This is a genomic window from Micromonospora sp. NPDC004540 (assembly GCF_040610095.1).
Classification (GTDB): domain Bacteria; phylum Actinomycetota; class Actinomycetes; order Mycobacteriales; family Micromonosporaceae; genus Micromonospora.
The window spans coordinates 1-12,910 of record NZ_JBEXLR010000139.1 but is presented as its reverse complement, the minus strand read 5'-3'; the positions used below and the strand labels follow the sequence as shown (position 1 = coordinate 12,910).

The 12,910-nt window shown below is 72.9% G+C and carries 12 protein-coding genes and 1 pseudogene; 3 read left to right on the top strand and 10 right to left on the bottom strand.

What is annotated here, in order from left to right; all coding sequences use genetic code 11:
* Both dapC and fdxA read right to left on the bottom strand, forming a co-directional pair.
* A partial coding sequence (dapC, locus tag ABZV78_RS29510) for a succinyldiaminopimelate transaminase (RefSeq protein WP_355643825.1) occupies nt 1-1,148 on the bottom strand: 1,148 nt, incomplete at its 3' end.
* Nucleotides 1,145-1,471: a ferredoxin gene (fdxA, locus tag ABZV78_RS29505; protein WP_157745852.1), complete on the bottom strand. Its 327-nt coding sequence runs from the start codon at nt 1,469-1,471 to the stop codon at nt 1,145-1,147. The genes dapC and fdxA, both read right to left, overlap by 4 nt.
* Before the next feature lie 79 nt (nt 1,472-1,550).
* On the opposite strand from fdxA, the gene ABZV78_RS29500 reads away from it, so the two are divergent.
* Nucleotides 1,551-2,501, top strand: a complete 951-nt coding sequence (locus ABZV78_RS29500; RefSeq protein ID WP_355643823.1) for a GNAT family N-acetyltransferase — start codon at nt 1,551-1,553, stop codon at nt 2,499-2,501.
* Nucleotides 2,502-2,568: 67 nt separating this feature from the next.
* A complete protein-coding gene (locus ABZV78_RS29495; protein WP_355643821.1) occupies nt 2,569-3,375 on the top strand; it encodes a hypothetical protein in 807 nt (268 codons plus the stop codon).
* A 100-nt stretch (nt 3,376-3,475) separates the two neighbouring features.
* Here ABZV78_RS29495 and ABZV78_RS29490 read toward each other — a convergent pair whose 3' ends face one another.
* The 3 genes from ABZV78_RS29490 to mshB all read right to left on the bottom strand — a co-directional run bounded on the left by ABZV78_RS29490 (nt 3,476) and on the right by mshB (nt 5,441).
* A complete protein-coding gene (locus ABZV78_RS29490) occupies nt 3,476-3,940 on the bottom strand; it encodes a hypothetical protein (protein WP_355643819.1) in 465 nt (154 codons plus the stop codon).
* A gap of 86 nt (nt 3,941-4,026) precedes the next feature.
* Nucleotides 4,027-4,500 (bottom strand): hypothetical protein, encoded by a 474-nt coding sequence (locus tag ABZV78_RS29485; protein ID WP_355643817.1) that lies wholly within the window; start codon nt 4,498-4,500, stop codon nt 4,027-4,029.
* A gap of 17 nt (nt 4,501-4,517) precedes the next feature.
* Nucleotides 4,518-5,441, bottom strand: coding sequence for an N-acetyl-1-D-myo-inositol-2-amino-2-deoxy-alpha-D-glucopyranoside deacetylase (gene mshB / locus ABZV78_RS29480; RefSeq protein WP_355643815.1), 924 nt, complete (start codon nt 5,439-5,441; stop codon nt 4,518-4,520).
* Nucleotides 5,442-5,528: 87 nt separating this feature from the next.
* Here mshB and ABZV78_RS29475 point away from each other — a divergent pair, with 87 nt between their 5' ends.
* Nucleotides 5,529-7,673, top strand: coding sequence for a prolyl oligopeptidase family serine peptidase (locus ABZV78_RS29475; protein ID WP_355643813.1), 2,145 nt, complete (start codon nt 5,529-5,531; stop codon nt 7,671-7,673).
* A 49-nt stretch (nt 7,674-7,722) separates the two neighbouring features.
* On the opposite strand, the gene ABZV78_RS29470 is transcribed toward ABZV78_RS29475, so the two are convergent.
* The 5 genes and pseudogenes from ABZV78_RS29470 to ABZV78_RS29450 all read right to left on the bottom strand — a co-directional run.
* Nucleotides 7,723-9,459, bottom strand: coding sequence for an ABC transporter substrate-binding protein (locus ABZV78_RS29470; RefSeq protein ID WP_355643811.1), 1,737 nt, complete (start codon nt 9,457-9,459; stop codon nt 7,723-7,725).
* Nucleotides 9,460-9,564: 105 nt separating this feature from the next.
* On the bottom strand, nt 9,565-10,551 hold the full coding sequence (locus ABZV78_RS29465) for an ABC transporter permease (RefSeq protein WP_355643809.1): 987 nt from the start codon (nt 10,549-10,551) through the stop codon (nt 9,565-9,567).
* Nucleotides 10,552-10,563: 12 nt separating this feature from the next.
* Complete coding sequence (locus ABZV78_RS29460; protein WP_355643807.1) at nt 10,564-11,571, bottom strand: ABC transporter permease; 1,008 nt, start codon at nt 11,569-11,571, stop codon at nt 10,564-10,566.
* 118 nt (nt 11,572-11,689) lie between these two features.
* Complete coding sequence (locus tag ABZV78_RS29455; RefSeq protein ID WP_355643805.1) at nt 11,690-12,709, bottom strand: dipeptide ABC transporter ATP-binding protein; 1,020 nt, start codon at nt 12,707-12,709, stop codon at nt 11,690-11,692.
* A pseudogene (locus ABZV78_RS29450) lies at nt 12,706-12,910 on the bottom strand (ABC transporter ATP-binding protein); the annotation flags it as partial. The pseudogene ABZV78_RS29450 and the gene ABZV78_RS29455, both read right to left, overlap by 4 nt.

Below are 12,910 nucleotides of genomic sequence, written 5' to 3'. Positions count from 1 at the left end.
GCGACGGCCAGGACGTTGACCTTCGCCGACCGACCCATAAAGAGCAGGTCCGCCAGGGCGGCGACCGCGTCGACGTGCTCGTCCGACTCGGTCAGCGCCACCCGGACGTGCCGGGCGCCGGCCGGGCCGTAGAAGACGCCGGCGGCGACCAGGATGCCCCGGCGGGCCAGCCAGTCGACGGTGTCCCAGCAGTCCTCGTCGCGGGTCATCCAGAGGTAGAGCCCCGCCTCGGAGTGCTCGACGGTGAAGCCGGCGCCGGTGAACGCCGCGTGGAGCTTCTCCCGCCGGGCCCGGTAGCGCTCCCGCTGCGCGTCGGCGTGCGCCTGGTCGCCCAGCGCGGCCACCATGGCCGCCTGCACGGGAGCGGGCACGATCATGCCGGCGTGCTTACGGATCTTGAGCAGCTCGGCCACCAGCGCCGGGTCACCGGCCACGAAGCCGGCCCGGTAGCCGGCCAGGTTGGAGCGCTTGGAGAGCGAGTGCACGGCCAGCACGCCCTCGTAGGACCCGCCGCAGACCTCCGGCGAGAGGACCGAGACGGGCTCGGCGTCCCAGCCCAGCGGCAGGTAGCACTCGTCGCTGGCGACCACCGCGCCGCGCTCGCGCGCCCAGTCGACCACCTTGCGCAGGTGGCCGGCGGGCAGCACCCGCCCGGTCGGGTTGCCGGGCGAGTTCACCCAGACCAGCCGGACCCGCGGGTCCGGGCCCAGGGCGGTCAGCGAGTCGGTGCGCACCGTGGTGGCGCCGGCCAACCGGGCCCCGTCCTCGTACGTCGGGTAGGCGACCGACGGCACCACGACCACGTCACCGGGGCCGATGCCGAGCAGCGTGGGCAGCCAGGCGACCAGTTCCTTGGAGCCGATCGTTGGCAGCACCCCGAGCCCGTCGACGCCGGCCCCGCAGGCGCGGGCCACCCAGGCCGCGATGGCGTCCCGCAGCGCGGGGGTGCCCGCGGTCAGCGGGTAGCCCGGGGCGTCCGACGCGTCGGCCAGCGCCTGCCGGATCAGCGCCGGCACCGGGTCGACCGGCGTGCCCATCGAGAGGTTGATCAGCCCGTCCGGGTGCGCCGCGGCCGTCGCGGCCGCGGCGTCCAGGGTGTCCCAGGTGAACTCGGGCAGCCGCGACGAGACCGGCGCGGGCCGGTTCAGTGGCCCTCTTCCCGCGGCGGCTGCGCGGCCACGAAGGTCGCGTCCTTCTCCACCTTGCCGATCTTGGAGGCGCCGCCCGGCGAGCCCAGGTCCTCGAAGAACTCGTAGTTCGCCCCGGTGTAGTCCTTCCACTGCTCCGGGACGTCGTCCTCGTAGAAGATCGCTTCGACCGGGCAGACCGGCTCACAGGCACCACAGTCGACGCACTCGTCGGGGTGGATGTAGAGCATCCGATTGCCCTCGTAGATGCAGTCGACCGGGCACTCCTCGATGCATGCCTTGTCGAGCACATCCACGCACGGCTCGGCGATGATGTAGGTCACCGGTCTTCTCCTCCGCAAGACTCGTCGCGATCATCCGCGACGGTTAGAGCCTAGTATCTCGCCGGGGAGGGGGTCGATCGTGCTCCGACAGCAGGACTTGGGACACCGGATCGTGGTCCGCCGGATTGTGGGGATTCGCGAAGGCCGGCCGCTCTTCGCCGACGCGCTCGGCGAACTGGTCGAGCTGAGCGAGACCCACATCACGTTGGCCACGGATCGGGGCCGGCTGCGGGTCCCGGTGGAGCAGGTGCACCGCGCGAAGCGGGTGCCGGCGGCCCGTCGGCCGACGGCCGCCGCCGTGGTGGCCCTGGAGCTGGCCGCCGACGAGGCGTGGCCCGCCCCGGTACGCGGGCGGCTCGGCGACTGGCTGCTGCGCAGCGCCGCGGGCTGGACCGGCCGGGCGAACACCGCGCTGCCGATCGGCGACCCGGACCGCCCGCTCCCCGCCGCGCTGGACGCGGTGCAGCGCTGGTACGCCGAGCGCGGCCAGCCCGCCATGGTCAACACCCCGCTGCCACTGGCCGCACCGGTCGGCGCCGAGCTGGACGCTCGCGGCTGGACGGCCCGGCCGCCGGTGCTGGTGCAGACCGCGCCGGTCGCCATGCTGCCGCCGGGCCGCCCCGACCTGCCCCCGGTCGGCCTCTCGCCGACGCCCTCGGCGGAGTGGCTGGCGGTGGCCGCCGGCCGCAAGGGCGGGCTGCCGGACGCCGCCCGCCACGTGCTCACCGCCGTGGACCGGATCCGCTTCGCCCAGCTGCACGTCGACGGCCAACTGCTCGCGGTGGGCCGGGGCACGGTCACCGGCGAGGGGCGCTGGCTCGGCCTCACCCTGATCGAGGTGCTGCCGGAGGCCCGCCGGCGCGGGTTCGCGGGCGCGGTCATCCGGGCGCTGGCCGACTGGGGCCGCGCGGAGGGCGCCACCAAGGCCTTCCTCCAGGTGGAGCAGCGCAACGCCCCCGCGGTGGCCCTCTACCAGCGGCTCGGCTTCACCACCCACCACACCTACCTGACCCGGGTCGCCCCGGCCTGATCGAAGGGTTCCGGCAGGTCGTCCGGGGTACGGAGACATCCGTACCCCGGTGAGGAAGGACCTGTCGATGGCCAAGAAGCACACGGCGCGCCGCGGGAGCGGCGCGGCGGCGACGAAGAACCAGCCCGGCAACCAGACGCCGAACACCCCCGACATCAACGAGAGCGAGATCGCCCGCCTGAAGGTCGACCAGCTCCGCGACCGCCTCCGCCGACGCGGCGTCACCGGCACCGCGGACATGCGCAAGCCCGAACTGGTCGACGCGCTGGTCCAAGCCCTGCGGGAGGGCCGGAAGACCACCCGGTCGGGGAGCGGCACCGGCTCCGGCTCCCGCGGATCCCGCTCGGCCGCCCGCCGTCCGGCGGCGCCGGTGGGCGCGGCACCGGACTCGACGGAGCTCGCCGAACTGGAACGGCGAGCGGCGGAACTGGCGGACGCCGCGCCGCAGGCCCCGGAGGTCGAGGAGGTCGAGCGCCGCGCCGCGGAGCTGGAGGGCGCGGGGACGGAGGCGACCCCGTTGCCGGCGCTTCCGGCATCCCCGGCCGACCGGACACCGCGGGCCGGACAGGGCGGCGCCGGCGCCCGCGTGCCGCGGCACCGGTCGGGCGCCCACGACACCGTCGCGGACGGCGGCGACCGGCAGGCGGTCCGGGTCGCCGGCGACGCCCGCCCCGGTCCGGCGTCGGCCCTGGCGGCGGCGGATCCGGTGGTGGCCTCGATGGTGCCGCCGGAGGTGGACCGGGTGGACGAGGTGGTCACGCCCGAGGGCACCATGATCACGGCCAGCGCGGGGCGGGCCGCCGAGTCGGTCGACTCGCCGCCCCTTCCCGGTACCGGCACGCGGAAGCCACGCTCCTCGTCCGGCCGCAGCTAGCGCACGGCGGCCGCACGCCGTAGCGGGCTGGTCCCGCCCGGACGCCGTGCCCCCAGGGCCGGCGCCGGGCGGGATCCGGCCGCCCGGGCCGGGCTCCGCCTCAGCGGCGGACGATCTTGCGGGGCTTGGCCGCCTTGATTTCGGCGTAGCGCTTGAGCTGCCGGGAACGGAAGTCGCGGCCCAGCGCGGTGAGGGTCAGGTAGCCGACCAGCACACCGGCCACGGTGGCCGCGAGGTAGAGCCAGATCTGGGCGAAGAAGAGGCCGGCGCCCCCCTCGAACGGGTTCTCGCCGACCAGCAGGGGGCCGACGAAGACGGTCAGCGCCAGCGCCGCGACCACCGCGACGGCCAGGTCGCCGGTCCAGTGGGCGGCCGGCCGGTCCGCGCCCCAGCGGAACGCCGTGGCGGCCAGGATCAGCCCGATCACCAGGAACATCACCAGCGAGACCCGGCCGGCGGCGGTGTCGTCGTGCGGGTAGGCGAACTTGATCACCAACCGGGCCACCACGTTGACCACGAACAGCGCGGCCGCCAGCACGCCGACCGCACGCCACCGCTGGAACATCGCACGCCTCCCGCCGTACCGCCCACCGCCTCGGTGGGCTCCTCGCAGGAATATCTACCACCGCAACCTGTGCGGCGTCTGCACCCTCAGCGGACGGCCGGCGGCACCACGAGCTGCCGGAAACCCATCACCGCGAAGGTGATCGCGCCCGCCACGACAAGCCCGAGGCCGAGCACGTTGTCGCCGCTGAGCGCGAGATCGCCCTCGACGGTGCGGAAACCGCCCGCGACGATCACCACGAACCAGGGCAGGGCGGCCAGCGCCCCCGCCCAGCGGGCGCCGACCGCCAGGTGGGCGAACCAGCTCACCAGCACCGTCAGCACCACCACGGCGGCGATCCCGCCCACCGCCAGCGAGATGCCGACCAGGGCCTTGCCGAAGCCGCCGGGACGGCCCCCGACCACCTCCCAGGCCCAGGTGGCGAAGAGCAGGTCGAGCACCGCGGCGAGCACGCCGGCCCAGACCGTCACCACCCCGCCGGCGACGCGCAGCGCGAGGTCGACCGCCCGGTCCGACGGCTCGGGCGGCGCGGCGGGCTGCTGCTCGGGGGCGACCGACATGGGTACGGCGGGCAGCGTCACCGGAGGCCGGCCGCCGCGACCGGGGACCGGTCCGGCCCGTCCAGCGCCAACCCGGCGAAGAGGTCGTCCTCCCAGCCGTACGGGCCGCTGCCCGGGCCCTTCTCGCCGACCGCGAGGGTGAAGTATTCGACCCCCATGAACTCGGCGCCGAAGTTGCCGGCGATCGAGTAGAGCCAGGAGTTGGCCGGGATCTGGGTGGCGTGCGCCCGCATCGCCGCTTCCTTGGCGAGGTGCTGGTCGGTGGCGTCGATCCGCGCGGCGATCCCCTCGTCCGGGGTGCCGAAGGGCAGGTCGTCGATGCTCTCGATGCCCGCGAAGGGGTTGTCCGCCGTCTCGGTGAACGCGTCCAGGCCGGCCTCCAGCACGCCGCGCGGCATGGCCGTCCAGTAGACCTTCGCCGGGGCGATCCCCTCCGCCGCGGCGAGTTCCACGCCGCGCATGGCCACCCGGTGCGCCTGGATGTGGTCGGGGTGGCCGTAGAAGCCGTTCGGGTCGTACGTGATCATCACCTGCGGGCGGACCTCGCGGATGACCTCCAGCAGGTGGCCGGCGGCCTCGTCGAGGTCGGCCTGCCAGAACGCCCGGGGGTGCTCGTTGGTGGCCAGCCCCATCATCCCCGAGTCGCGGTAGCGGCCGGCGCCGCCGAGGAAGCGGTGGTCGGTGACGCCGAGCGCGGCGCAGGCGGCCGTCAACTCGCCGATCCGGTAGCCGCCGAGCTGGTCGGCCTCGGCCGCGGCCAGCTGGGCCAGCGCCGGCACGTGGATCTCGCCCTCCTCGCCCAGCGTGCAGGTCACCAGCGTGACGTGGGTGCCCGTGGCGGCGTAGTGCGCCATCGTCGCGCCGGTGCCGATGGACTCGTCGTCGGGGTGCGCGTGGACCAGCAGCAGGCGTCGGTCGGGCAGCGTCGTCACGCCCGTCACTCTAACCGGCGGTCCTCCCCGCTCGATGCTTACGCGTCCGCCCAGGTCGGCCACATCACGCCCGGCGCGCGCCTACTCTCTACAGGCGTGGACTTTCCCGAGCTGGCCGCCCGCACCCGTCGGTTCAGCCACGGGGCGCCGCGCTCCGTATCCGTCGCCGAGGACGGCTCCCGGGTCATCTTCCTGCGCTCGTCGGGGCCGGAGGACCCGGCCGACGCGCTCTGGCTGCTCGACGTCGCCTCCGGCGAGGAGCACCTCGTCGCCGACCCGGCGGTGCTGCTCGGCTCGGACGGCGAACCGGCCGAGCTGGCGCCGGGCGAGCGGGCGCTGCGCGAGCGGCTGCGGCTCAGCGCCGCCGGCATCGGCTCGTACGCCCTGGACGGCGCCGGCCGGGTGGCCGCGTTCGCGCTGGCCGGCCGGTTGTTCCGAGCCGACCTGGTGCACGGCGACGTGGTCGAGGTGGCGGCCGTCGGCCCGGTGATCGACCCGCGTCCCGACCCGACCGGCGAACGGCTGGCCTACGTCACCGACGCCGCCGAGGGGGTCCGTCGGGGCCAGCTGCGCGTGGTCGAACCGGACGGCACGGACAACCTGCTCGCCGGCGAGGACAGCGGGGTGACCTGGGGGCTGGCCGAGCACATCGCCGCGGAGGAGTTCGGCCGGTTCCGCGGCTACTGGTGGGCCCCGGACGGGCGCTCGGTGCTGGCCGCCCGGGTGGACGAGTCCCGGCTGGACCGCTGGCACCTGCACGACCCGGCCGACCCGGCGAGCCCGCCGACCTCCGTCGCGTACCCCCGGGCGGGTGGGCCGAACGCCGAGGTCAGCCTGCACCTGCTGGACCTCGACGGCGGCTGGGTCGACGTGCACTGGGACCGCGAGACCTACCCGTACCTGACCTCGGTGGACTGGGCGGACGGCGGGCCGCTGATCACCGTGCTGCGTCGGTCGCAGCAGCACGGCCTGGTGCTGGCCGTGGACCCGCGCACCGGGGAGACGCAGGTGCACGCCGAGCTGGCCGACCCGCGCTGGGTGGAGCCGATCCCCGGCACCCCGGCCCACCTGCCCGACGGGCGGGTGCTGGTCGGCGGCGAGCTGGCCCACGACGGGTACGACGCGCGCTGCCTGTTCGCCGACGGCACCCTGCTCACCCCGCCGTCGCTCTACGTGCGGCGGGTGGTGGGCCGGCTGCCGGCCGGCCCGAACTCGGCGGCCGACCTGCTGGTCGAGGCGAGCGAGGGCGAGCCGAGCCAGCGCCACCTCTACCGGGTGCGGACGGCGATCGGCGGCGGGGTGGACGCCCGCCGGATGGGCAGCGACCCCGGCTGGCACACCGCCGCCATCGGCGGCAACACGCTGGCGGTGGGCGTGGCCTCGCTGGAGCACCCGGGCACCCGCTGGCGGGTGTGGCACGGCGACCGCGAGGTGGGTGAGCTGGCCTCGCGCGCGGCGACCCCGCCGTACGCGCCGCGGCCCACGCTGGTCCGGGTGACCGACCGGCGGCTGCCGAGCGCGGTGCTCTACCCGGGCGAGCACGTGAAGGGCACGAAGCTGCCGGTGCTGCTGGACGTCTACGGCGGCCCGGGCCACCAGGAGGTGATCGCCGCGCGGGGGGTCTGGCTGGAACGGCAGTGGTGGGCCGAGCAGGGCTTCGCGGTGGTGACCATCGACAACCGGGGCACCCCGGGCATCGCCCCCTCCTTCGAGAAGGCGATCCACCGGCGGGTGGCCGACGTGATCCTCTCCGACCAGGTGGACGCGCTGACGGCGCTCGCCGGCAAGCACCCGGACCTGGATCTGGAGCGGGTGGCGGTGCGCGGCTGGTCGTTCGGCGGCTGGCTGGCCGGGCTGGCGGTGCTGCGCCACCCGGAGCTGTTCCGGTGCGCGATCGTCGGCGCGCCGGTCACCGACTGGACGCTGTACGACACCGCTTACACCGAGCGCTATCTGGGGATGCCGGACGACGGGATGGACGTCTACGCCCACCACTCGCTGGTCGAGCTGGCCGCCGAGCCGGTCGGCGACCCGGCGCAGGCCCGGCCGATGCTGCTGGTGCACGGCCTGGTCGACGACAACGTGCTGGCCGCGCACACGCTGCGGCTCTCGGCGGCGCTGCTGGCCGCCGGCCGGCCGCACGCCGTGCTGCCGCTCACCGGGGCCAGCCACATGGCCGCCGGCGGGGTTTCCGAGCGGCTGCTCCGGCTGGAGCTGGACTTCCTGCGCCGGCACCTGTGACGCGCGAGGGCCCCGGCCGGATCGGACCGGGGCCCCCACTGTCAGGCGATCATTGCTTCACGTAGACGTTCGTGAAGGCGGGGTAGCCGAAGATGCTGGACAGGTAGATCCCGCCCACCTTGGAGCCGTGCAGGTAGTAGCCCTGCTCGACGAAGAGCGGCACGGCCGGGGCCAGCTCGGTCATGATCCGCTTGTCGAGCTTGGCCCACTCCTTGCCCTGCTCACCGGCGGGCATGGCGAGGACCCGGTCGAACTCCTTGTTGATCTCGTCGCTGTTCACGTACGACGTGTTGCTGTTGCTCTCGGCCTTGATGGTGCGGCCGTCGAACAGCACCGGCAGGATCGCCGCACCACTCGGCCAGTCCGCGGCCCACTGGTCGGTCCAGAGGTCGTACGGGTTGTTCTTCTTGCTGGTCTCGTCGAGCTTGGCGTCGGTCGGGATGGTCTTCACCGTGATCTTGAAGCCGGCCTTCTCCAGGTTGGTCTTCAGCTGGGTGGCCAGCTCCGGCGAGTCGTCGCTGATGCCGAGCACCAGCTCCGGGGTCTTGCCGGCGAGCAGCTCCTTGGCCTTCTCCACGTTGCCGCTCGGGCCGGCCGGGTAGGCGTCGTAGTTCTCCCAGCCGATGGTCGACGGCGGCATCAGCGTGGTGACGGCCTTGGCGGACGCCTCACCGCCGTACGCCTTGATGAAGCCGTCCCGGTCGATCGCGTAGTTGAGCGCCTGGCGCACCGAGAGGTCGGTGACCCGCTGGGTGTTGATGGTCAGCCGCCACAGGCTCGGGGTCTGGCCACGCACCGAGCGGTCCTTCAGCGTCGCGTCGCCGGTGACCCGGGCGACCAGCGCCGACGGCACGCCGTTCCAGGCCAGCGCCGCCTGGTCGTCACCGTTGTCGGAGATCACCCGGTTGGCGCCCGCCTCGGCGTCCGGGCCGTAGTTCCAGATGATCTTGTCCGGGTACGCGTGCCGCACCGGGTCGGTCTTCGGGTCCCAGTTGTCGTTCCGCTCCATCACCAGCTCGACACCGGCGGTGTTCTTGGTGATCTTGTAAGGCCCGGAGGAGAACGGCTGGTTGTCCAGGTTGACGCCGGTGTCCTTGTCCGCCTTCAGCGGAGCGGTGTAGGGCAGCGACGCCGCGAACGGCAGGTCACAGTGCGGCTTGGCGAACTCGAACTTGAGCGTCTTCGCGTCCGGCGTGGTCAGGCCCGGCGGCAGCGAGGTCTTGTTCGCCTTGAAGTTCCACTTGGTGTCGTACTGCGGGTCGTTGGCGAGCCACTCCTGCAGGTAGGTCGGGCCGCCGGTCAGGTCCGGGTCGAAGGAGCGGGCGATGCCGTACGCGATCTCCTTGGAGGTGATCGCGCTGCCGTCCTCGAACTTCACCCCGTCCTTGATCTTGAATTCCCAGACCTTGCAGTCCTTGTTGACATCGGTGCCCGGGGTCTCGGCCAGGTCGCCCACCAGGGTCACCTTGCCCGAGCCGTCGTCCTTGAACGTGGTCAGGAAGCGGCTGTAGAGCGGGGCGTTCATCAGGCCGGCGAACGAGTAGACCCGCTGCGGGTCGAGGTGCGAGATCTTGGTCTCCCGGATCACCCGGAAGGTCCCGCCCTTGGCGGCGCCGGGCACCTCGGCGGCCGGTCCCATCGACTCCTTCGGGTCGGTGGCGATCGAGCCGCTCTGCACGCGGTTCTCGCCTGAGCCGCCGTCGGTGCCCTTGTTCTCGCTGCACGCCCCCATCACCACGAGCAGTGCGAGCGCGCCGCCCGTGGCGGCTGCCCTCTTCAGGCGCATCTGCGCCTCCTCCCTATCCGGAGCCTCGTCAGACGACGTAGGAAAACTACGGTTTGTGTAACAGAGAGCGGTGGATTTCTCCACGCCCTGCCGGGTGCCGTTGCGCTATCGCAACCGGACCCGGGGGTCGATGGCGGCATAGAGCAGGTCGACCACGATGTTGGCGACCACGATGAAGACCGCCGAGATCAGCACGGTGGCCATGATGGTCGGCAGGTCACCGCTCTTGACCGCGTCCACGGCGGTCCGGCCGAGCCCCTGGATGCCGAAGGTGGTCTCGGTGATCACCGTGCCGCCGAGCGCGCTGCCCACGTCCAGGCCGGCGATGGTGACGATCGGGGTGATCGCCGCGCGCAGCGCGTGCCGGCCGTAGACCTTCCGCTTGGCCACGCCCTTGGCCCGCGCGGTGCGGACGAAGTCCTCGGAGAGCGTCTCCAGCATCTGGGCCCGGGACAGCCGGGCGTAGATCGCCGAGAAGAGGAAGGCCAGGCAGACCCAGGCGAGAACGAGCCCGCTGGCCCACTTCAGTGGATTGTCGAAGATGGAGGTGTAGCCGGGTGTCGGCGTGATCCGCAGGTTGTAGGTGAAGATCAGCAGCAGCACCGCGCCGACGAAGTAGAGCTGCATCGAGGCGCCGGCCAGCGAGAAGCCGATGGCCAGCCGGTCCAGCAGGGTGCCCCGTCGTAGCGCCGAGATCATGCCGAGCCCCACGCCGAGCACCAGCCAGAGCACCGCCGCCGGGATGACGATGCTCAGCGTCACCGGGAGCACCCGGGTCAGCGTGTCCGTGACCGCCTCGCTGTTGACGTAGGAGTAGCCGAGGCAGGGGGCGTCGCACCGGCCGCCCTGGGAGCTGCCCAGGTCCCGCCCCGTGACGATGCCCTTCATGTAGTTGGCGTACTGCTCGGGCAGCGGATCACGCAGGCCCAGCTCCTCGCGGACCCGCTCCATCCGTTCGGCGTTGCAGTTCTTCGGGCACATGCCGCTGACCGGGTCGCGGGGCAGGCCGAAGAACATCAGGAAGCTGAGCACACTCACCGCGAAGAGGGTGAGGACCGCGGTGAGCAGCCGGCGTACCAGGAATCGGGTCATGAGGCTCCACCCCTACCGGGACGACTTCGGGTCGAGCGCGTCACGCAGCGCGTCGCCGAGCAGGTTGAAGGCGAGCACGAGGATGAAGATCGTGACGCCGGGGAAGAACACGTACGCCGGGTCGGTCTGCAGGTACGGGATGCTCTGGAAGATCATCCGGCCGAAGTCGGCGGTGGGTTCGAGGATGCCGATACCGAGGAAGGACAGCGCCGCCTCACCGGTGATGTACGACGGCACGGCGAGCGAGAACGCGACCAGGATCGGCGCCCAGAGGTTGGGCAGGAGCTGCCGGAACAGCATGTGCCCCAGCCCGGCGCCGCTGGCCTTTGCGGCCTCCACGAACTCCCGTTCGCGCAGCGAGATAACCTGACCCCGGACCAGCCGGGCGGTGCTCGTCCAGCCGAACGCGGCGAAGATGCCGATGAGCACGGCCACCTGGAACGCCGGCGGCACCTCCTCCCGCGGCCCGTAGAAGCGCAGCCCCACAGTGGGCACCACGGCGAGGGCGAAGATGAGGAAGGGCAGGGCCAGCGCCACGTCGGTGATCCAGCTGATCACCGTGTCGACGATCCCGCCCAGGAAGCCGGCGATGATGCCGGCCGCCACCCCGATCGCGGTGGTCACGAGGGCGGCCGCGAACGCGATGAACAGCGACGTCCGCATTCCGTAGATCATGCGGATGAAGATGTCCCGGCCGAGCCGCGGCTCCAGCCCGAACCAGTGGTCGCCGGTGATTCCGCCGACGTAGCCCAACGGCATGCCGTTGCCGTCCAGGAGCTGCTGGAACTGCTCGTTCGGGCCGACGCCGTACAGCTTGGAGATCAGCGGCGCGGCGAGCGCCAGCACGACGAAGAGGACCAGCACGGCGGCGCTGACCATGGCCGTGCGGTCCCGGCGCAGCCGGGCCCAGGCGAGCTGGCCCGGTGACCGGCCGACGATGCCCCGCTCGTCGGGCTTCACCGGGTCGGCGGCCGGCTCCATCTCGGCGCGCGCCGCGCCCTCCACCGGGGACAGGCTCATTGCGGCAACTCCTCGGTTCGCGACTGCGGGGCTCGCAACACCGGCTCACTCCTCGCGCTCACGGCACCTCCACAGGTTCGCGACCGCGGGGCTCGCAACACCGGCTCACTCCTCGCGCTCACGGCACCTCCACAGGTTCGCTGGTGACGACGCCGATCGGCCCGTTCTCCGGGAAGTGGCAGGCCGTGGCCTGGTTGCCGCCGTCCCGGGCGACCAGGGCCGGTTCCTCGGTGGCGCAGCGCTCCTGCGCCTTCCAGCAACGGGTGCGGAAGCGGCAGCCCGACGGTGGGTTGAGCGGCGTCGGCACGTCGCCGGTGAGGCGGATCCGCCCGGCCGGCCCGAGGGTCGTCACGTCGGGGATGGCCGACAGCAGCGCCCGGGTGTAGGGGTGCTGGGGGCGGGTGTAGATGTCGTCGCGGTCGCCGATTTCGACGATCTTGCCGAGGTACATGACGGCGACGCGGTGGCAGAAGTGCCGCACGACGGCGAGGTCGTGGGCGATGAAGACGAACGCCAGGTCGAGGTCGCGTTGCAGGTCCCGCAGGAGGTTGATGACCTGGGCCTGGATGGAGACGTCCAGGGCGGAGACGGGTTCGTCGGCGACGATGAGCTTCGGCCGCAGCGCGAGGGCGCGGGCGATGCCGATGCGCTGGCGCTGGCCGCCGGAGAACTCGTGCGGGTAGCGGTTGTAGTGCTCCGGGTTCAACCCGACCAGTTCGAGGAGTTCCTGGACGCGCTTCTTGATGCCGCCGGGCGGGTTGATGCCGTTGACCTGCAGGGGCATGGCCACGATCCGGCCGACGGTGTGCCGGGGGTTCAGCGAGGCGTAGGGGTCCTGGAAGATGATCTGCAGGTCCTGCCGCAACGGCCGCAACGCGCCCCGCCGGGCGTGGGTGATGTCCCGGCCCGCGAACTCGATGCTCCCGGCGGTCGGTTCCAGCAGCCGCACCAGCATCCGCCCCGTGGTGGTCTTCCCACACCCGGACTCCCCCACCAGGCCCAGCGTCTCGCCGGGCCGCACGTCGAAGTCCAGGCCGTCGACCGCCCGGACGGCGCCCTTGGCGCGGAAGCCCTCCCGCACCGGGAAGTGCTTGCTCAGCCCCCGCACCCGCAGCAGCGGCTCGGTCTCGGTACTCATCGGGCCACTCCCACCTGCGCGATGTCCTGCTGGTAGAGCCGGGTGCGCTCCTCGGCCGGCAGGTGGCAGGCGACCAGATGGCCCGCCTCCCCGGCCGCCCGCAGCGCGGGCACCTCGGTGCGGGAGCGGTCGCCGTTACGGCCGGCATACCGACAGCGGGGGTGGAACGCGCACCCCGACGGCAGATTGATCAACGACGGC